The following is a 20,290-nucleotide window of genomic DNA, read 5'->3' on the forward strand; positions in this document are numbered from 1 at the left end:
GCAAGGGTTTGCCGGCGTTTTGGTTGCACGCGCAACCGTGTATTGCGGCGTTGCAACAACTGTGATCTAGTCGAGGCATCCGGTGGCCTCATGATGCGCTCCAGGGATTGGGCGGGCACGAGTGTCCCTGCTCATTTCATTACGCATCGAGGTAGAGATGGCCCCCCGCAACCGCCAAGGGCTTTACGACCCGCGCTCCGAGCGCGATGCCTGTGGATTCGGCATGGTCGCGCAGCTTGACGACCAGCCCTCGCGCCTACTGGTCGACACCGCCATCGCCGCGCTTTCGCGCATGACCCACCGTGGCGGCGTCGCCGCCGACGGCCTGACCGGCGATGGCTGCGGCCTGCTGCTGCGCCGCCCCGATGCCTTCCTGAAACTGCTGGCCAGCGAAGCCGGCATCACCGTGGGCGCGCGCTTCGCCGCCGGCCTGGTGTTCCTGCCGCACGATGCCGACGCCGCCCAGGCCTGCCGCACGCAGCTGCAGGCGCAGGTCGAAGCGGTGGGCTGCAAGGTCGCGGGCTGGCGCGAGGTGCCCACCGATGACAGCGTCTGCGGCCAGCTGGCCCGCGACACGCTGCCGCGCATCGAACAGGTGTTCGTCGACGCCGGTGTCGGCCAGGACGACGGCGGCTTCGCGCTGGCACTGTTCCTGGCCCGCCGCCGCAGCGAACAGCAGCTGCGCGAGCATGCCGATTACTACGTCACCACCCTCAGCCCCAACGCGATCAGCTACAAGGGCATGGTGCTGCCGGACAAGCTGAGCCGCTTCTTCCCGGACCTGCAGCGCCGCGAACTGGCCTCCAGCGCCATCGTGTTCCACCAGCGCTTTTCCACCAACACGCTGCCGCGCTGGCCGCTGGCGCACCCGTTCCGCATGCTCGCCCACAACGGCGAGATCAACACCATCGAAGGCAACCGCCGCTGGGCGCAGGCGCGCAGCAAGGTGTGGAAGACCCCGCGCTTCGACATCGCCGAGTTCGATCCGGTCATCTCCATGCACGGCTCGGATTCGCAGAGCCTGGACAACATGCTGGAGCTGATGGTGTCCGGTGGCATGGAACTGATCCAGGCGCTGCGCATCCTGGTGCCGCCGGCGACCCAGTCGCTGGAGTTCAAGGATCCCGACCTGGCTGCGTTCTACGAGTTCCATGGCCTGAACAGCGAGCCGTGGGACGGCCCGGCCGGCATCGTCGCCTGCGACAGCCGCTATGCGGTGTGTACGCTGGACCGCAACGGCCTGCGCCCGGCGCGCTGGATGCTGACCGCCGACCGCCACTTCCTGGTCGCCTCCGAAGCGGGCGTGTGGGAAGTGCCGACCGAACGCGTGGTGCGCAAGGGCAAGCTCGGCCCGGGCGAGATGATCGCCATCGACCTCAAGCGCGGCGACCTGCTCGATTCGGAAGCCATCGACCGCATCAACCGCGGCCGTGCGCCGTACAAGCAGTGGCTGCAGCAGGGCGTCACCTACCTGCAGACCGAACTGATCGATCCCTCGCTGGTGGAGGAACCCTTCGACGAGGGCACCCTGCGCAGCTACCACAAGCTGTACCAGCTCAGCAGCGAGGAAGTGGAGCAGGTGCTGCGGCCGCTGGCCGAGACCGAGCAGGAAGCCACCGGCTCGATGGGCGATGACACGCCGATGGCCGTGCTCAGCCAGCGCAGCCGCCCGCTGTACGACTACTTCCGCCAGGCCTTCGCGCAGGTCACCAACCCGCCGATCGACCCGCTGCGCGAAGACTGCGCGATGTCCCTGTCCACCCAGCTCGGCAAGGAGACCAACATCTTCCATGCCGGCCCGGAGACGGTGAACCACGTCATCCTCAACTCGCCGGTGCTGAGCCAGCGCAAGCTGCGCCAGCTGCTGAAGATGGACCAGTACGTGCAGGCCAACCGCCTGCTCGACCTGTCCTACAGCGAGGAGGAAGGCCTGCGCGCCGGCATCGAGCGCATCTGCGCCGAGGCCGAACAGGCCGCCCGCGAGGGCATGGTGATGCTGCTGCTGTCCGACCGCTACCCGGTGGCCGGGCGGCCGATGGTGCACGCCCTGCTGGCCACCAGCGCCATCCACCACCACCTCTCGCGCCTGGGCCTGCGCTGCGACGTCAACCTGATCGTCGAGACCGGCACCGCCCGCGACCCGCACCACATGGCCTGCCTGCTCGGCTTCGGTGCCACGGCGGTGTACCCGTACCTGGCCTACCAGACCCTGTTCGACCTGGGCCGCCGCGGCATCCTCAAGCTCAGCAAGGGCGGCGAGCAGTCGCAGATCGGCCGCCGCTACCGCAAGGGCGTCTACAAGGGCCTGTCGAAGATCATCTCGAAGATGGGCATCTGTACCGTGGCCAGCTACCGCGGCGCGCAGCTGTTCGAGATCATCGGCCTGGAACCGGAGGTCGTCGACCTGTGCTTCCCCGATACCGCCTCGCGCATCGGTGGCGCCGGTTTCGCGCGCCTGGATGCCGATGCGCGCGAGCTGTGCGCGCAGGCCTGGGATGCGCAGCAGGGCGTGGATGTCGGCGGCCTGCTGAAGTACGTGCACGGCGGCGAGTACCACATGTACAACCCGGACGTGGTGACCACCCTGCAGCGCGCGGCGCGCAGCGGTGACCCGCGTGCGTGGCAGCAGTACTGCGATGCCGTGCATGCACGGCCGCCGTCGGCGCTGCGCGACCTGCTGGAACTGGTGCCGGCGGGCACGCCGGTACCGCTGGACGAGGTGGCCCCGGCCAGCGAACTGTTCCCGCGCTTCGACACCGCCGCCATCAGCCTCGGCGCGCTGTCGCCGGAGGCGCATGAAGCGCTGGCCATCGCCATGAACCGCCTCGGCGGCCGCAGCAATTCCGGCGAAGGTGGCGAAGACCCCGCGCGCTACGGGACGCAGCGCCGCAGCAAGATCAAGCAGGTGGCCTCGGGCCGCTTCGGCGTCACCGCCGAGTACCTGGTGAACGCAGAGGTGCTGCAGATCAAGGTCGCCCAAGGCGCCAAGCCCGGCGAAGGCGGGCAGCTGCCCGGGCACAAGGTCAACGAGCTGATTGCCCGCCTGCGCTATGCCAAGCCGGGCATCGGCCTGATCTCGCCGCCGCCGCACCACGACATCTATTCCATCGAAGATCTCGCGCAGCTGATCTACGACCTCAAGCAGGTCAACCCGACCGCGCTGGTGTCGGTGAAGCTGGTCAGCCATGCCGGCGTCGGCACGATTGCCGCCGGCGTGGTCAAGGCCGGTGCGGACCTGATCACCATCTCCGGCCATGACGGCGGCACCGGCGCCTCGCCGGTCAGCTCCATCCGCTATGCCGGCGTGCCGTGGGAACTGGGCGTGGCCGAAGCGCACCAGGCGCTGCTGGCCAACGACCTGCGCGGGCGCACCCTGCTGCAGACCGATGGTGGCCTGAAGACCGGCCTGGACGTGGTCAAGGCGGCGCTGCTGGGTGCGGACAGCTTCGGCTTCGGCACCGCGCCGATGATCGTGCTGGGCTGCAAGTACCTGCGCATCTGCCACCTCAACAACTGCGCCACCGGCGTGGCCACCCAGGATGACCGCCTGCGCGAGAACCACTTCACCGGCCAGCCCGAGCGCGTGGAGAACTTCTTCCGCCTGCTGGCAGAGGAAGTGCGTGGCTGGCTGTCCTACCTGGGCGCGCGTTCGCTGGAGGAGATCGTCGGCCGCACCGACCTGCTGCGGCAGATCGAAGCGGCACCGCGCGATGGCGTGCGCGTGGACCTGTCGCGCCTGTTGGCCGATGCCCGCTACGAAGGCAGCCACTGCGCCGCGCAGCGCCTGTACGAATCGCCGGACAGCCTGGCCACGCAGATGGATGGCCTGCTGGCCGCGGCCATCGAACACAAGCAGGGCGGCGAACACCGCTTCCTGATCCACAACACCGACCGCAGCATCGGCACCCGCCTGGCCGGTGCCGTGGCCCGCGCGCATGGCAACCAGGGCATGGCCGAGGCACCGCTGGAACTGCGCTTCCGCGGCAGCGCCGGGCAGAGCTTCGGCGCCTTCAACGTCGGCGGCCTGCACCTGGAAGTGGAAGGCGAAGCCAACGACTACGTCGGCAAGGGCATGGCCGGCGGCCGCCTGGTGGTGCGCCCGCCGCGTGGCGCGCGCTTCGAGGCCCGCAGCACGGCCATCATCGGCAACACCTGCCTGTATGGCGCCACCGGTGGCGAGCTGTTTGCCGCCGGTCGCGCGGGCGAGCGCTTCGCGGTGCGCAATTCCGGCGCACTGGCGGTGGTGGAAGGGGCCGGTGACCACTGCTGCGAGTACATGACCGACGGCGTGGTGCTGGTGCTGGGCAAGGTCGGCCTGAACTTCGGCGCCGGCTTCACCGGTGGCCTGGCCTACGTGCTGGACGTGGATCGCGATTTCGTCGACCGCTACAACCACGAGCTGATCGACATCCACCGCGTGTCGGCCGAGGGCTTCGAGAACTACCGCCAGCACCTGCACCGCCTGATCGGCCGCCACCGCGAGTTGACCGGCAGCATCTGGGCGCAGCAGATCATGGACGAGTTCCGCGATTACATCGGCAAGTTCTGGCTGGTCAAACCCAAGGCCGCCAGCATCGAGTCGCTGACTGAAACCCTGCGACGCGCCGCGTGATTCCGCCCGGTAGTGCCGGCCACTGGCCGGCAACGTTCCCCTTCGCATTCCAGAGCCAGCCATGAGCCGCAAGCACGCTTTCCAGTTCCTCGACCTGCCCCGGACCATGCCGCAGCGCATCCCGGTCGAACTGCGCACCTCCGGCGACTGGGGTGAGCTGTACGGCAAGTTCGGCAAGGAAGACGCCCAGTACCAGGCCGGCCGCTGCCTGGATTGCGGCAACCCGTACTGCAGCTGGAAGTGCCCCGTGCACAACGCCATCCCGCAGTGGCTGCAGCTGGTGCAGGAAAACCGCATCCACGAAGCGGCCACGCTGTGCCACAGCACCAACCCGCTGCCGGAAGTGTGCGGCCGCGTCTGCCCGCAGGACCGCCTGTGCGAAGGCAGCTGCACGCTGGAGGAATTCGGCGCGGTGACCATCGGTGCGGTGGAGAAGTACATTGTCGATACCGCCCTGGCCAGCGGCTGGCGCCCGGACCTGGGCGCGGTGCAGCCCACCGGCCAGAGCGTGGCGGTGATCGGCGCCGGCCCGGCCGGCCTGGCCTGTGCCGACCGCCTGGCGCGCGCGGGCATCACCGCCGTGGTCTATGACCGCTACGAACAGATCGGCGGCCTGCTGCAGTTCGGCATCCCCAGCTTCAAGCTGGACAAGGACGTGATCCACCGCCGCCGCGAGGTGCTGGAGGGCATGGGCGTGCAGTTCCGCTTGGGCGTGGAGATCGGCCGCGATGTCAGCGTGCAGCAGCTGCTGGACAGCCACGATGCGGTGTTCGTCGGCACCGGTGCCTACCGCTACACCGATGGCGGGCTGGACGGCCAGGACCTGAAGGGCGTGCTGCCGGCGCTGCCGTTCCTGGTGCAGAACAGCCGCATCGTCAGCGGCGATGATCCGAATGGCCGGCCGATTGCCGGCTGGGAGGACACCATCGCCCTGCCCGATCTCAACGGCAAGCGCGTGGTGGTGCTCGGCGGCGGCGACACCGGCATGGACTGCGTGCGCAGCGCCGTGCGCCTGGGCGCGGCCAAGGTGACATGCGCCTACCGCCGCGACGAGGCCAACATGCCCGGCAGCGCGCGCGAAGTGGCCAACGCGCGCGAGGAGGGCGTGCGTTTCCTGTTCAACCGCCAGCCGCTGTCGATCGAAGCCGGTGCCGATGACGAAGTGATCGGGGTGACCGTGGTCGAGACCCGCCTGGGCGAACCCGACGCCAATGGCCGCCAGAACGCGGTGCCGATCGAAGGCAGCGAATCGCTGCTGGAAGCGGACGTGGTGATCATTGCCTTCGGCTTCTCGCCGACCCTGCCGGCGTGGCTGACCGAACACGGCGTGGAAGGCCAGTCCAACGGCCGCATCGTGGCCGGTGGCAAGGACCGGCTGCCGTACCAGACCGCCCACCCGCGCCTGTTCGCCGGTGGCGACGCGGTGCGCGGCGCGGATCTGGTGGTGACCGCCGTCGCCGAGGGCCGCGACGCTGCGGCCAGCATCGTGCGTCTACTGGCGCACTGATCCGGCCGCCGCCGCCGCCTGTGCGGCCCGTGGCGCCGACGCTGGAGGGGCGTCGCACGCGGGCAGATACAGGTCGAGGCTGACGGTGGTGCCTTCGCCGGGAATGCTGTGCAGCTGCAGTTCGCCGCCCAGTGCGGCGGCCAGCTCGCGGCAGATGGCCAGGCCCAGGCCGCTGCCACCGAAGCGGCGCGGGGTGGACGCTTCGGCCTGGGTGTAGGGCGCGAACACCGCCTGCTGCCGCGCCGGGCTGATGCCCACGCCGGTGTCGGCCACCTGCACGCGCAGGTGCTGGCCGGAGGCGGCCTGGCGCAGCACCTGCAGGCGCAGCTCCACCCCGCCGTGCGCGGTGAACTTGAGCGCATTGCCGGCCAGGTTGAACAGGATCTGCTGCAGGCGCAGGCCATCGACCCTCGAGCGGGCCTGCAGCGCCGGATCCAGCACGCAGCGCAGCTGCAGGCCCTTGCCCGCGGCCAGCGGTGCCAGCAGGCGCTGCACGCCCCGCAGCAGCGCGGCCAGGTCGGTCGGCACGGCCTGCGGAGGCCGGCCGCCCAGCGGCTGCCGCGCGCTGTCCAGCACCTCGTCGAGGATCTGCCGGAGCATCACGGCGGCCTCCTCGAGGCTGGCCAGCAGGTGGCGCTGCCGCGGGTCCAGCCGCGTACCGGCCAGGCCATCGAGCATGCCCACCAGGGTGTTCATCGGCGCGCCGATCTCCTGGCGCATGGCCGCCAGGAAGTGGGCCTTGGCCACGACCGCCTGCTCCGCCTCGCGGCGGGCCTCGTCCAGGGCGCGCGCATGCCGCTGTGCTTCGGTCACGTCGATCCAGTAGCCACGCCATTCGACCGCGTGGCTGTCGCCGTCGCCACGGGGCAGCGGTCGCCCGTGCGAGCGTACCCAGCGCCAGCCCATCCGCCCCTGGCTGCGGAAGGTGACGTCGATCGGCCCGCGCACCCGTGCCGCGGTCTCGACATGGGCCATCACCGATGCGCGGTCGTCCGGGTGTACGGCCGCCAGCAGGCGTGCGTGCTCGACGCGTGCGCTGTCCACGTCGATGCCGAACAGGGCGTGCACGTCACCCGAAAGGTAGGGCACGCTGTAATCGCCACCTCCGCTGCGCCGCACCCGATAGACCACCGCCGGCAGGCCAGCGCTGAGTATCTGCAGGCGCTGCTGCAGTGCGCGGCGGCGCTGCACTTCGCGGCGCAGCCGCCAGCGTCCGAGGGCATGCAGCAGGCCCAGCCCGAGCAGGGCCAGCAACGCGGCGGCCAACCCGTGCGACCACGGCTGTGGCTGGCTGGCAGCGACCGGCAGGGCCACCAGCAGGACCAGCAGCACGCCGCCACAACGCCAGCGGCGGTGCGCAGTGGCGGCATCAGGACAACCAGCGACACTCACGATGGACTCCTCACGCCGCAGGCCGGACACGCGGCTGCACGACGCAGCAGCCACCTGCCACGCTAGCGACACGGCGCGCAGCAGCAATGAGGAAAATTGCAAAACGCTCCAGCGGTGCTGATAGCGACATACACTGCCGCCTCTACCACTGAGGGAGCCCGCGATGCGCATCGGCCTGGCCGCCAACCGCCTGCACCACCATGACGCGCGCGCCGCGCTGTTCCGCTGGCTGCGTGCCAGCGAGCCGGGCCTGCGCGAGCTGGGCGTGTCCCTGCATGCGGTCGGGCGCACCCACGACGCCATCGAGCGCAACGGCTTCCTGGCCGGTTATGCAGGCCTGCAGCGCTATCCCTACGGGCGCCAGGGCGGCCTGATGAAGCTGGTGGCCGAAGTGGTCGGCATGGGCCCGGAGCGGACCCTCGATGGTGCGATCTACTTCATCGATCCGGTCGATCCTTCGTCGGTGTTTCCCGAAGCGACCGCGCTCAAGCGGCAGTGCGTGATCCACGGCAAGCCGTTCATTTCGACGGTGGCCACCGCGCGCGACTGGATCGAGAACGAACGCATCCACGCCGGGCTGGCCGCCGATACCGGCGCCGATGACCTGCACGCGTTCGGGGGGCAGACCCTGGCGCTGATCGCCCACGATGCGATGAAGCCGGCGATGCTGGCCTTCGCCGACGAGCACTTCGATGTGCTGGCGCGCTTCGGCGAGCGCGTGGCGACCGGGACCACCGGCCAGCGCCTGAACGAACTGGCCTGGAGCCGTGGCTGGCCCAGCGATGCACCGTGGGTGACACGCTACCAGAGCGGCCCGATGGGCGGTGATGCGCAGATTGCCGACCGGGTGCTGGAGGGGCGTTGCCAGCGCGCGATCTTCTTCGAGGATCCGCATGTGGCGCGCCAGCATGAGGCTGACATCCAGCTGCTGGAGCGGGCGGTGACGACGGTGACCGACCAGGCGGTGTGCATCACGGCGCCGCGGGTGGCGGCACGCTGGGCGACGGCGGCGGCGCTGCGCGCGGGTTGATGGGGGTATCGGCCAACGGCTGGGCCCCTCGTGACTGGCTGCGGGATCGTGGGGCTGCTGGGCTTGGCCGGGTGGGGTGGACTGCGCAGGACACGCCGTAAACCCGTCCATGGGGGCTCGTAGGCGCCATCCATGGCGCCTGCGGTCCTGCGCAACCCACCCCACCCGGCCACGGACAGTTTCCGTGCGCGTCCAGCCACGGAAGAAGAAACTAAAGAGCAGGAGCGGGTCGCGCGCTGCGCACGCTCCTGTAGAGCCGAGCATGGGCTCGGCTCTACAGTTACAAAAGCTGGCGCAGCATGGCCTTCAGGCGTCGGCCTTCCAGCTGGAAGTAATCGCGCTGTTCGCGCCAGGCGGGGAAGCGTTGTTCCACTTCGTGCCAGAACGCGGGCGAGTGGTTGGGCTGGATCAGGTGGCAGAGTTCGTGCACCAGCACGTATTCGAAGGCGTCCGGGCGGCCCAGCACCAGGGCCAGGTCCAGCGCCATGCTGCCGTCCGGGGCCAGCGAGCCCCATTGCGAGGACATCACCTTCAGCCGCACGCGGCTGGGTGCGCGCGGCAGGCCGGGCAGGTACTTCGGCAGCCAGCGGCCGACGTCGGCGCGGGTCTGCGCCTCGTAGAACTCGCGCAGCAGGCGGCGCAGGGTGGCATCGCCGGCGCGGGTCGGCCATTGCACGCAGGCGCCGTTGCCGTCGATCTCCAGCCGCGCGAAGCGGCCTTCCTGCCAGCGCACCGGCAGCAGTTCACCGCGCAGCGGCAGCATACCGTCCTCGCCCGGTTGCAGCGGCGCCGGCAGGCCGTTGTCCTGGTAGACGCGCAGCTGCAGCGCCAGCCAGTCGCGGTGCTGTTCGAGGAAACGCTCGCCCATCACCAGGCTGGCCCGCGGCGGCAGGGTCAGGCGCGCACCGCGCTCGTCCACGCTCAGCTTGATGCGGCGCGCGCGCGGATCGCGCACGCGCAGTACCTCGATCTCGGCATCATCCAGGCGCAGGCGAACGGTGTCGCGCTGCACGGTGGCGGGCGGGGTCGGGCCGATCAGGCGGCGCAGCAGGCGGCTCATGTGCCCAGCATAGCGCTGCGCGGGGCCGCTGGATGACCGGCGGCCCGCGCAGTGCCTGTTCAGTCAGCCTTGCTGAGCTTGAAGGCTTCTTCCAGCAACAGGAACAGGCGACGGATCTCGGCGCTCTGCAGGGCGAAGCGGGCGTCGAACTCGGCGCGGCGGCCGTCTTCGTCGGCATGCTCCAGCTGGTCCAGGGCACCGTCGAGGAACTTCAGCTTGCGCACGATCAGGTCGTCGCCGATGACGAAGGACAGGTTGTCCTCGAAGATCAGGGCCAGCTTGGTCACCTGCTTGCCGGCATCCAGGTGCTTGTCGATCTCGTCGCAGCGCAGTTCCTGGTGCTGGCACTTGACCACCGCGCCGCCTTCCACCGGGTCCTTCATCTCACACTCTTCGCCCAGGCTCAGGCCGGTCGGCAGCGGCTCGCCGGCGATCCAGCCGGTCAGGATCGAGCGCGGCGCGACTTCGGCGTTCAGCGGCATGGCCGGGAAGCTGCCGAGCAGGCCACGGATGTCGGACATGAAGTACTCGCCGGTCTTGCGGCTGGAGGTGTCCACCGCGACGTAGCCGTGCTGCAGGTCGATGAAGGCATCGTTGCGCGAGGACTTCACGAAGGCGCGCGGCAGCAGCTCATGCAGCAGGTCGTCCTTCATGCGCTTGCGCTCGCGGCCACCGGGGCGGCGGCCTTCCTTCTCCTCGATCTCCTCCAGCTTGCGCTCGAGCAGGTCGTTGACCACCGCCGCCGGCAGGATCTTGTCCTCGCCGCCCACGGTCAGCCACAGGTGTTCGGCGATGCGGTGCGAGAGCAGTTCCTTCTCCTCGCGGCCGAAGGGCGAGATGAAGCCGCGCGAATTCATTTCCAGCGCACCGACCGGCTTGAGCAGGGCGTGCGGCAGCAGGGTGTCCACTTCGGAGAAATCGGTGGTGGTCGGGAAACGGAAGAACGTCAGGTTGCGAAAGAACATGGAATTCCGGATGGCGAAGAGGAAGGGCGTCCCACCTTAAGCGGCGGGCGTCTCGGGAACTGCGTCGGCGTCGGCCGGAAAACCGGCCAGCCAGGCATGGGCATCGGACACGGGTGCAGCGTCGCGACGGCCCAGCGCCATGAAGTCGAACAGGCTGGCATCGGCCAGCTGCGAGGGGTGGATCTGGCCCATGGCCCGGGCGATCTGGTCGATGCGGCCGGGATGGTCCTTTTCCCACTGCTGGAGCATCAGCCCGACCTGGCGGCGTTGCAGGTTTTCCTGGCTGCCACACAGGTTGCACGGGATGATCGGGAAATCACGGGCCCGGGCGTACGCGACGATGTCGTGCTCGCGTACGTAGGCCAGTGGGCGGATGACCACGTGGCGGCCGTCGTCGCTGCGCAGTTTCGGCGGCATGCCCGACAGCTTGGCGTGGTGGAACAGGTTCATGAAGAAGGTGGCCACCATGTCGTCGCGGTGGTGGCCCAGCGCGATCCGGGTGAAGCCGTGCTTCTCGGCGTGGTTGTACAGCGCGCCGCGGCGCAGGCGCGAGCACAGCGAACACATCGTGCGGCCTTCGGGGATGACCCGGCTGACCACCGAATAGGTGTCCTGCTCGATGATCTGGTACGGCACGCCCAGGCGGGCCAGGTACTGCGGCAGCACGTGTTCGGGGAAGCCGGGCTGCTTCTGGTCCAGGTTCACCGCCACCAGCTCGAACGGCACCGGCGCCTTCTTCTGCAGCTGCAGCAGCAGGTCCAGCAGGGTGTAGCTGTCCTTGCCGCCGGACAGGCAGACCATCACCTTGTCACCGGCCTCGATCATGCCGAAGTCGGCAATGGCCTGGCCGACCTGGCGGCGCAGGCGCTTTGCCAGCCGGTGCTCCGCGCCCACGTCCCGGCGCGGTGCGACAGTCGCACGCGGCAGGGGATCGGGCAGGGAAATCACGGCGCTCATGGGTTCCATTCTACCGGCTTGGGGCCGGCGCCGGCCGCGGTGCGGGGCCGCCCTCTCCCGATGGTCATCGGCGCTGTGTATGCTCGGAGGCTGTGGATACCTACAGCCCCGCCGAGATCGTCGAACGCCTCGTCGCCCTGCGCGCCGAACACCGCGTGCTGGATGAACAGATCACCCGGATGGCCGCCAATGGCGAGGACGAGCTGGAGTCGAAACGGCTGAAGCGGCGCAAGCTGCAGTTGAAGGACTGCATCGCCAAGCTGGAAAGCCTGCAGATTCCCGACGAGCCGGCGTAGGCCCCATCCACGCATGGCGTGGATCTACCTGTCCGGGATGTCGGCGTTCCACGCCGGTTCGCCGTCGACGCTCAGCGCGCAGCGGCGCACGGACCCGTCCACGCGGCAGAGCAGGTGCAGCGGGTGGCCGTACCAGTCGCCCTGCAGGCCCGCGCCGACAGCTGCGTCTTCATCGCCGGCAATGCGCTGGGCACCGGCCAGCCACAGGCTGTAGCGCGGCACAGCGCCGTCGCCGGCGTCCACGCACAGGCGCACCGGTGCATCGGCCAACCGCCCCGGCAGGGTGTCCTCCACGCAGGCCGGCGCCGCCTGGGCAGTGCCGGCGGCGAGCAGCAGGGCCGGCAGCAGCCACGCGGGGCTGATCCACCGGCCAGCGCGGTTCATGGCTGCGGCGTCGGTTCTTCCGGGCGCGCCGCTTCCGGGCTGACGCGCTCGATGGTGTGGCGCAGTTCGCGGCCGAGGATGAACTTGGCATCCTTGGCCCAGCTGTCCAGGCGGTCGTCGAACAGCAGCTTGCTGTTCTCGTCCGGCCACACCAGGCGCAGCTCGCGCAGCTTCTGGATGAAGCCACGGAACAGCGACTTGTCGAAGAACTCCGGCGCGGCCGGCGCGTACAGCAGGCTCAGGCGCTGCGCGGCCTGCTGGCACAGGCTTTCCAGCTCGGCGGTGCCCAGCGTGCCCGGGCCGTTCTTCACCAGCACCGAAATGGCGATGTAGTAACGCTCGAACGCCTGCTGCAGCGAATGGCCGATGGCACGCAGGCGGAACACCTCGTCGGTCTGCCCGGTGTTGCGGGTCAGCATGCCGCCGTCATCGTCGTTGACCTGCTGCAGCAGGCCTTCGCGGATGAACACGTCGATGGTCTGTTCGATGCGCTGGGCGAACTCGTCCTCGCTCCACGGCAGGAACAGCTCGGCCTGCAGGAACGGGTACACGGTGCGGCCCAGGCGGACCAGGCCGGTGCGGCTCATGCGGCGGTTGTTCTGGAAGCAGCAGGCCACCCACGACGAGGCGGTGAACAGGTGCACCACGTTGTTGCGGAAGTAGCTGAGCAGCACCGCGGTATCGCCGCTGACGCTGAGCACGTCGCCCAGCGGGTGCTTGATGCGGGTGAGGACGTTGATTTCCTCGGCGTGGGCGATGATGCGCTCCGGCGAGTGCGGGGTCACCGTCACCCGGCCCGAATACGGCATCTCTTCCAGCAGCATCTTGCACAGCTCGATCTGCGCGATCAGGTCGGCCTCGCCCATCGCGTGCTTGGGCGTGGAGAGCAGCGCCAGCGCCAGCAGGTTGATCGGGTTGACGTCGGCGGCGGCATTGACGTGAACGTTGATGTTCTGCGCCAGCGTGTCGACGGTCTTCATCAGCCATGCCGGCTTTTCGTCCTCCGCTACTGCACGGCCGTCCCATTCGGGCGCGTTGACGGCCAGAACATCGGTCAGCGCGATCGGTTCGCCGAAGTTCACCACCACCTGGCCGTAGTTCTGCTTGAGCACCTTGGGGATGCCCCACAGCAGGGACCAGATCGATTCCTTCTCCTTCGGCCGCCCGGACAGTTCGTCCAGGTAGCTGTTGCCTTCCATCAGCTTCTCGTAGCCGATGTAGATGGGCTGGAACAGCACCGGCTTGCGCGGCTGGCGCAGGTATGCGCGCAGTGTCATCGAGATGACGCCACCCTTGGGCTGCAGCAGGCGCCCGGTGCGCGAGCGGCCACCCTCGACGAAGTACTCGATGGAATAGCCGCCTGAGACCAGCTGCGCCATGTACTCGGAGAACACCGCCGAATACAGCGGGTTGCCGCGGAAGCTGCGGCGCGCGAAGAACGCACCGCCCTTGCGCAGCAGGGTGCCGACCACCGGCAGGTTCAGGTTGATCCCCGCGAAGATGTGCGGCGGCACGATGCCACGGTCGTACAGCAGGTAGGACAGCAGCAGGTAGTCCATGTGGCTGCGGTGGCTGGGCACGTACACCACTTCGTGGCCCGGCGCGGCGGCCTTGAACTTGTCCAGGTGGTGCACCAGCACGCCGGCGTAGATGCGGTTCCACACGTGGCTGAGCATGAAGCTGGCCGAGCGCACCACCGGGCTGGAGTAGTCCGCGGCGATTTCCCAGGCGTAGGCGTGCGCCTTCTTCCAGGCATCGGCCGGCTTGGAGTTGTCGCGCTTGGCCTGGGCGGCAATTGCCTCGCGCACCGGTTCGGCGGCCAGCACCTGGTCCACCAGCAGGCGGCGGGTGGACAGGTCGGGGCCGATGACCGATTCGCGGATGCGGCGGAAATGGGTACGCAGCACGCGCTGCAGCTTGCGCACGGTGCGCTCGGGCTCCAGGCCCTCGTCCACGGTGCTGCGCAGCGAGATCGGCGGGGCGAAGCGCACGATGGTGCTGCGCCCGTTCAGCAGCAGGCCCAGCAGGCGGCGGAAGCGGCCGACCAGCGCCCAGTTTTCCGAGAACAGCACGGCGAACCAGCCGCTCTGCTTGTCCGGCGCGCGGCCAACGAAGATCGACACCGGCACCAGGTGCACGTCCAGGTCATCGCGCACGCGGTGTGCCTGCAGGACCTTGGCCAGCGAATCGGAGTGGGTCTTGGCGCCGCGCTGCTCGGGGATGAGCGAGTTGCTGGAACTGCGCCGCGACAGGGCCAGGTAGGCGCGCTTGCGGCCGGTCGGGTCGCCAGCCAGCGGCACCAGCGGCGAGGGCAGGCCGGCCTGGCGGCAGGCCTTGTCCAGGATCAGCGCGTTGGACAGGCCGTAGTCTTCCAGCACGTAGACCACCGGGCGGCCATCGTTGTACTGGCCCGGGTCTTCCGGCTCGATCTTCAGGGCCAGCCACGGCTCGACCAGGCGGCCCAGCAGGCGCGCCCAAAGGGGGCGCCGGCCAGCGGGACGGGCGTGCGCGGGCGGCGGCACCGGGTTGGGGCCGGTGCCGGTCGAGGGAGACGCCGCGGCCGGATCGGCGGGCGTCTGCTGGGGTTCTTCGCCGGGGAACGGCAGCGGGTTCTGTTTCGACATCGGCGCCATTATGGCTTAGGCGGCGTGGTTGCCGCTTCCCCGCTGGCGGCGGGGGCCTGCGCAGGCGCCGGCGCGGCCGCCGCGCGGGCCGCATCGGCCTTGCGCAGCAGGGCATCGGTATCGGCCAGGGTGCGGGTCAGGTACCAGTGGCCTTCACGCCGGCTCAGCGGCAGCTGCAGCTGCAGGGTGCGCCCAGCCAGCTCGTACTCCATGCGCACCAGGGCGTTGTCGCCTTCCACCGAAAGCAGTTCCCCGCGCAGGCTGCGCAGGGCGTCGTCCACGCCCAGCCCGTAGCTGGCCAGGACCGCCTTGACCGTGTGCAGGAACGGCGCCAGCTGCTGCAGGCTGCCTTCCATGCCGGCTGCACGCAGGCCGTCCTCATCATCGAAGCCCACCTTGGCGGCGGCCTCGACCAGCGCGGCGATGCTGCTGCGGGCGCGGGCCCGGTCGCTGATCGGCGCGCCCTGCGCCCAGCCGGCCAAGGTTTCCACCAGGGCGATGTAGTGCGTCTGCTGGCTGGGGGTGTAGCCCTTCTGGTGGCGCAGGTACTGCACGCCGAAGTTGCCCATCGACTGGGCCGCCTGGCGCACCGCGCTGGCCTGGCCGGCCAGCTGGCGGTCGAAGCTGCGCTGCAGCTGGGTGGCGGCCTGCGGCTCGCGCAGGGCGGCCAGCATCGGCAGCATCTGGTCGCCCAGAGGCAGCTCGCCCAGCGGCCACTGGCTGTGGCCGTCGGCCCAGGCCTGCTGCAGGCGCTGGTACTGGCCCGGCGGCACCGACAGGCGCGCGTACCCGACCAGATCATCCTCGACCAGGCGCTGGGCCATGGCCTGCACTGCCGCCACCGGCTCGGCCGCCGGCTTTGCCGGGTCGCTGCCGGATTGGCGGCACGCGGCCATCGCCAGAAGCACCATGGCTGCCAGCCCCCATCCACGCGCAGACCTTCGTCGCACTGCCACGCTCATGCAATCGGACTCCCCGTACCGGCCCGCATCTTGCGGCCTGCAAGGTGACAGCGGCAAGCCGTGCGATCACGGTTTGCGTTCTGCGGCGATAAAAAAAGAGCCCGGATCACGGGGATCGCAGGCTCTTCAAACCGGCGCGGGGCCGGTGGACAGTTGTGGCACATCTCCGGCCCAGGGACCGGATGGCGGCGATGCTACGCCGCCGCCGAAGTTAAGGCAATACGTCATGTAACATGACTTAAATAATTGATTTTATTGAATCAATCCTTCTGCCAGACCGATTCAATGAAATCTACGGCATGTTTTTCGGCGATTCGGGCATAAACGCCGGGGTAACCGGCCAGCGCGCAGCCCTCGCCCCAGCTGACGACGCCGAACTGGGTCCATCCCTCGCGCAGCTTGAGCAGCAGCGGGCCGCCGGAATCGCCCTGGCAGCTGTCCATGCCTTCGCGCCCGGCGCAGAGGACCTTCCCACGCTGCAGTTCGCCGGCATAGGCCTGCTGGCACTCGGCAAACGGCACGAACGGTACCTGCACCGTCTGCAGCTGGGTGGGATAGACCCGGCCATCGCCGATATCGGTGTCGCCCCAGCCAATGACGGTGAAGTCGCGGCCGGGCTTGAGATAGCTGGCATCCGGGCGCAGGCGCAGGGTCACCGGCTGGGCATCGGCCAGCGGCGCATCAAGCTGGATGAGGGCTACGTCGTGCTCCAGCGAGTTGCCGCTGTTGAAGGCCGGGTGCACATGGATGGCCTTGACGTTGGAGGCGCGCGGCGCGGCGTCGGTGGACAGCGCGGTGACGTTGCCGGCCACCGCGATTCCGGCGGGCGCTTCACCCTGCATGCAGTGCGCGGCGGTCAGCACCCACGACGGCGAAATGAGGGTGCCGCCGCAGAAGTGGCGATCATGGTCGGTGTCGCCGTCGAAAACGCCCTGGATGCTGACCATGAACGGGTACTGCCCCGGCTGGGCGTCCACGCCGCCGATGATGCGCGGCGTTTCGCGGGGCTCGGGTGCGGCGAAGGCGGGCGCCGCGCTGACAGCCAGCAACAGGCCGGCAAGAGCTGCAGAGGTGCTGCGATACATATCCGTGTACTCCCTCTCTGATGGTTGGAACCCGCGCAGCCGTGGGCGGCGCCGGTGCATCGATTGGGAGGGAGCGGCGTTCCGATCCAGTGCGACCGTGCGCACGGTTTTTCGCTGCGGGGTCGACAGCGACAGCGCTGGGCCCACAAATGCGAACGCCATCCCACACGAGGCGGGATGGCGTTCGGTATTGCGCTGTGACCGGCGGCGCCGGCAGGCTCAGCGTGCAGCCAGAGCCGACGCGATTTCCTGCTGGATCGCCCGCGCGGCCGACTGCGGATCGGCCGCCAGGCGGATCGGGCGGCCGACCACGATGGCATCGGCGCCATCGGCGAAGGCCTGGGCCACGCCGACGGTGCGCTTCTGGTCATCGCCGACCGGGCCGCCCGGACGGATGCCCGGGCAGACGATCGAGAACCCGGCGCCGGTGGCGGCACGGATCGGTCCGGCTTCCTGGCCCGACGCAATCACGCCGTCGATGCCGACGGCCTGGGCGGCCAGCGCGCGCTCGACCACCACGTCCACCGGCTCGCGGTCGATGCCCATCTGCGCCAGGTCCGGGCGCCCCATCGAGGTCAGCACCGTCACCGCCAGCAGGCGCATGTCGCTGCTGTTGGCGGCCGCGCAGGCCTCCATCATCGCCGGGTGCCAGCCGTGGATGGTGGCGTAGCTGACCGGCCACTGCGACAGGCGCTTGATCACCGCCGCAGCGGTGGCCGGGATGTCGAAGAACTTCAGGTCGACGAACACGCGCTTGTCGCGGCGCGCCAGCTCCTCCAGCACCTGGAAATACTCGCCGGAGGCAAGCAGTTCCATGCCGATCTTGTAGAACGCCACGCTGTCGCCCAGGCGATCGACCCACTCCAGCGCCTGCACGCGGTCAGGCACGTCCAGGGCGAAGATCAGCCGTTCGTCATCGCGCAGCGGCAGCGGTGCGCGGCTCACGGTGCGTAATCCAGCGCCGCACGCTTGGCGTCGTGGCGGGCCTGGCGCGACTGGGTGTAGTCATTGTTGAACTGGGCCGGCTCGAAACCGCCGTAGGTCGGGTTCGGCAGCATCCACCAGCGCTCGCCGAACCAGTCGTGGTACTGCTGCAGCAGCGCGTCGCGGCCTTCGTTGGTGTTGGCGGTCACTTCCACGAAGTCACCCATCTGGTCACCAAACTGCATCAGCACGCGGTACTGCTGGCCGGCCAGGCGGCGGCGGCAGTTCTTCTCGCTGCCGTTCTGCTCGCAGTCCTTGACCACGGTACCCAGGCCCAGGAACACGCTGTCGTCGGCCACCGGCAGGCCCTGCTCGCGCAGGTTGGCCAGGGTCGCGTCCTTCAGGTGCACGGCGCGGTTGGAGATGTACAGCAGGGTCACGCCCTTGGCGTTGGCGGCCTTGGCGAAATCAACCACGCCGGGGATGGCCTTGGCCTTCTTCTCGGCCACCCACTGGTCCCAGGTCAGCTCGTCGTATTCCTTGCCGTCGCGCACCAGGCGCGCCTGGTAGGGCGAGTTGTCCAGCACGGTTTCATCCACGTCCAGCACCACGGCCGGCTTCAGGCCCTTGGCCGCGTTGCCGCGTTCTTCCGGCACCAGCGCATCCCAGTGGGCTTCCTTCAGCGCGGCGTCCAGGTGGTCAGCGGCAGCACGGTAGGTCTGTTCGGTGATCGCCTTGTACTCCTGCGCACGCTGCATCCACAGCACGGCATTGAGGTTGTCATTGGCGGTCGCATCAACCGCACCGTCGGCCTTGGCGGCCGCGGCCGGGGCATCGGGGGCGGGGGTCTCGGCGGCAGGCGCATCCACGCGCTTGCAGGCAGACAGGCCGATCGCCGCAGTGGCGAGCAGGGTCAGGGACAGGGAAACGGGACGACGCATCAGGATTCACCGGCAATCAGATATACCCGGCCATTTTACCGGCAAAGATGACCGTGGCACGGCTATGCTTCGGGGTTGACCCGTTGCCTTGCGGAGGCCGCCATGACCGATCCCGTCCAGACCCCCGACGTCCCCCTGCTCGACGCCGTCCAGGCCCGCCTGCTGGGCTGCCTGGTGGAGAAGGAGGCAACCACCCCGGACACCTACCCGCTGACGGTCAACGCCGCGCAGTCGGCGGCCAACCAGAAGACCGCCCGCGAGCCGGTGATGAACGTCGATGCCGGCAGCGTGCAGCACGCCCTGCGCCAGCTGGAGACACTGGGCCTGGCGCGCCAGCACTTCTCCTCGCGCGCCGACCGCTACGAGCACCGCCTGCAGGCCGCGCTGGACCTGACCCGGCAGCAGACCGTGCTGCTGGCGATGCTGCTGCTGCGCGGGCCGCAGACCCTGGGCGAACTGGTCACGCGCAGCGAGCGCCTGTACCGCTTCGCCGACGTGGACGAAGCCCGCCACGCCATCGAGCGCCTGCAGCAGCGCGCCCTGCTGGTGGTGCTGCCGCGCGCCAGCGGCCAGCGCGAGGACCGCTACATGCACCTGCTGTGCGGTGAAGTGGACGGTGCAGCCCTGGCAGCGAAGTACGCCAGCAGCGGCGGTGGCAGCAGCGAAGCGTCCGACCCCGGCCTGGCCGAGCGCGTGGCCCAGCTGGAAGCAGCGGTGGCCGAACTGCAGGCGCAGCTGGCGGAACTGCGCGGCTGAAAGAGCCCAGGGTGGGTGCCGACCGTTGGTCGGCACTGCATTTGAATCGTGCCGACCAACGGTCGCCACCCACCACAATCAAACCTCGGCCGCGCCTGGCGTGGCGTACAGCCGACTGGGACTGTCCACGCCCGGCAGCTGGATCACCCCGCGTTCCTGCATGCCCAGGCCCAGCAGGATGCGCCCGGAGGCCACATTGTCCAGGTCGGTGATGCCGTACAGATCCTCGATGCCCAGCTCCGCACGTGCATGCGCGAACACTGCCCGCGCTGCCTCGCTGGCATAGCCCTGCCCCGCGAATTCCGACAGCACCGCATAGCCGATGTCCGGCCCCGGCAGGCCATCACGCCGCACCAGGCCGGCATTGCCCAGCCACGCGCCGTCGGCCAGGCGCTCGATCGCGTACATGCCGAACCCGTTCAACGCATAGCTGTGCAGCACGCGCAGCGCGATGTACTCCCGCGCCTGTTCCTCGCTGTGCACGTTGCGATCGCCGATGAAGCGCACGAAGCCTGGATCATTGAGCAGTGCCAGCATCGGCAGCGCATCCCGATCCGGCTCGATGCGGCGCAGCCGCAGGCGTTCGCTTTCGATGGGATGCACGCGCAGACCTCCAGCCGAAACCCCGATTCTGCCTCAACGCCCGGCGGTTGTTTTTGATTTTCTATTTTCTTTTCCGTGGCTGGTGCGCACGGAACCTGTCCAAGGCCGGGTAGCTGGGTTGCGCAGGGGCGTGAGCTGCATGGATGCGGCGACCGAGCTTACAGGGGTGAGGGCGCTTTGCTTGCGAAGCAC

Annotated in this window: 16 protein-coding genes; 5 read left to right on the forward strand and 11 right to left on the reverse strand. The window is 69.2% G+C overall.

Going from position 1 to position 20,290, the window contains the following annotated elements; translation table 11 throughout:
• Positions 1-157: 157 nt before the first annotated feature.
• Both gltB and AC3WL7_RS05400 read left to right on the forward strand, forming a co-directional pair.
• Positions 158-4,612: a glutamate synthase large subunit gene (gene gltB, locus AC3WL7_RS05395; protein ID WP_492749606.1), complete on the forward strand. Its 4,455-nt coding sequence runs from the start codon at positions 158-160 to the stop codon at positions 4,610-4,612.
• Between the two features lie 61 nt (positions 4,613-4,673).
• Entirely contained in the window at positions 4,674-6,119 is a 1,446-nt protein-coding gene (locus AC3WL7_RS05400) for an FAD-dependent oxidoreductase (RefSeq protein ID WP_492749607.1), read from the forward strand.
• Here the strand turns inward: AC3WL7_RS05400 and AC3WL7_RS05405 are convergent.
• Positions 6,105-7,511 carry a sensor histidine kinase gene (locus tag AC3WL7_RS05405; RefSeq protein WP_492749608.1) on the reverse strand — a complete coding sequence of 469 codons (1,407 nt, stop codon included), beginning with the start codon at positions 7,509-7,511 and terminating at the stop codon, positions 6,105-6,107. The two genes, AC3WL7_RS05400 and AC3WL7_RS05405, sit on opposite strands and share 15 nt — an antisense overlap.
• Positions 7,512-7,674: 163 nt before the next feature.
• Between AC3WL7_RS05405 and AC3WL7_RS05410 the strand changes: the two genes are divergently transcribed.
• Positions 7,675-8,541 (forward strand): methylglyoxal synthase, encoded by an 867-nt coding sequence (locus AC3WL7_RS05410; RefSeq protein WP_492749609.1) that lies wholly within the window; start codon positions 7,675-7,677, stop codon positions 8,539-8,541.
• Positions 8,542-8,821: 280 nt separating this feature from the next.
• On the opposite strand, the gene AC3WL7_RS05415 is transcribed toward AC3WL7_RS05410, so the two are convergent.
• Genes AC3WL7_RS05415 through ttcA form a run of 3 tightly spaced genes read right to left on the reverse strand, consistent with a single transcriptional unit; the run spans position 8,822 to position 11,532 of the window.
• The gene (locus AC3WL7_RS05415) at positions 8,822-9,601 is read right to left on the reverse strand and encodes a M48 family metallopeptidase (RefSeq protein WP_492749610.1); all 780 of its coding nucleotides are present in this window, start codon (positions 9,599-9,601) and stop codon (positions 8,822-8,824) included.
• Between the two features lie 59 nt (positions 9,602-9,660).
• Positions 9,661-10,566 (reverse strand): recombination-associated protein RdgC, encoded by a 906-nt coding sequence (locus AC3WL7_RS05420; RefSeq protein ID WP_005411825.1) that lies wholly within the window; start codon positions 10,564-10,566, stop codon positions 9,661-9,663.
• A 36-nt stretch (positions 10,567-10,602) separates the two neighbouring features.
• On the reverse strand, positions 10,603-11,532 hold the full coding sequence (gene ttcA, locus AC3WL7_RS05425) for a tRNA 2-thiocytidine(32) synthetase TtcA (RefSeq protein ID WP_283222024.1): 930 nt from the start codon (positions 11,530-11,532) through the stop codon (positions 10,603-10,605).
• A gap of 83 nt (positions 11,533-11,615) precedes the next feature.
• Here ttcA and AC3WL7_RS05430 point away from each other — a divergent pair, with 83 nt between their 5' ends.
• Positions 11,616-11,819 (forward strand): YdcH family protein, encoded by a 204-nt coding sequence (locus AC3WL7_RS05430; RefSeq protein WP_079224582.1) that lies wholly within the window; start codon positions 11,616-11,618, stop codon positions 11,817-11,819.
• Between the two features lie 24 nt (positions 11,820-11,843).
• Here AC3WL7_RS05430 and AC3WL7_RS05435 read toward each other — a convergent pair whose 3' ends face one another.
• From AC3WL7_RS05435 to AC3WL7_RS05460, 6 genes are all read right to left on the reverse strand, one after another.
• The gene (locus AC3WL7_RS05435) at positions 11,844-12,203 is read right to left on the reverse strand and encodes a hypothetical protein (protein ID WP_492749611.1); all 360 of its coding nucleotides are present in this window, start codon (positions 12,201-12,203) and stop codon (positions 11,844-11,846) included.
• Complete coding sequence (gene plsB / locus AC3WL7_RS05440) at positions 12,200-14,836, reverse strand: glycerol-3-phosphate 1-O-acyltransferase PlsB (protein WP_492749612.1); 2,637 nt, start codon at positions 14,834-14,836, stop codon at positions 12,200-12,202. Before plsB ends, AC3WL7_RS05435 begins: the two co-directional genes overlap by 4 nt.
• Complete coding sequence (locus tag AC3WL7_RS05445; RefSeq protein ID WP_108745625.1) at positions 14,836-15,789, reverse strand: hypothetical protein; 954 nt, start codon at positions 15,787-15,789, stop codon at positions 14,836-14,838. Before AC3WL7_RS05445 ends, plsB begins: the two co-directional genes overlap by 1 nt.
• Positions 15,790-16,049: 260 nt before the next feature.
• Positions 16,050-16,874, reverse strand: coding sequence for a serine protease (locus tag AC3WL7_RS05450; protein ID WP_492749613.1), 825 nt, complete (start codon positions 16,872-16,874; stop codon positions 16,050-16,052).
• A 219-nt stretch (positions 16,875-17,093) separates the two neighbouring features.
• Positions 17,094-17,819: an orotidine-5'-phosphate decarboxylase gene (gene pyrF, locus AC3WL7_RS05455; protein ID WP_492749614.1), complete on the reverse strand. Its 726-nt coding sequence runs from the start codon at positions 17,817-17,819 to the stop codon at positions 17,094-17,096.
• Positions 17,816-18,739: a 5'-nucleotidase, lipoprotein e(P4) family gene (locus AC3WL7_RS05460; RefSeq protein WP_283222020.1), complete on the reverse strand. Its 924-nt coding sequence runs from the start codon at positions 18,737-18,739 to the stop codon at positions 17,816-17,818. Before AC3WL7_RS05460 ends, pyrF begins: the two co-directional genes overlap by 4 nt.
• 102 nt (positions 18,740-18,841) lie before the next feature.
• Here AC3WL7_RS05460 and AC3WL7_RS05465 point away from each other — a divergent pair, with 102 nt between their 5' ends.
• Positions 18,842-19,495, forward strand: a complete 654-nt coding sequence (locus AC3WL7_RS05465; protein WP_492749615.1) for a YceH family protein — start codon at positions 18,842-18,844, stop codon at positions 19,493-19,495.
• A 78-nt stretch (positions 19,496-19,573) separates the two neighbouring features.
• Here the strand turns inward: AC3WL7_RS05465 and AC3WL7_RS05470 are convergent, their stop codons facing one another.
• A complete protein-coding gene (locus tag AC3WL7_RS05470) occupies positions 19,574-20,098 on the reverse strand; it encodes a GNAT family N-acetyltransferase (protein WP_492749616.1) in 525 nt (174 codons plus the stop codon).
• Positions 20,099-20,290: the final 192 nt, after the last annotated feature.

The sequence above is a fragment of the Stenotrophomonas sp. FW305-3-2-15-E-LB1 genome (assembly GCF_058787375.1).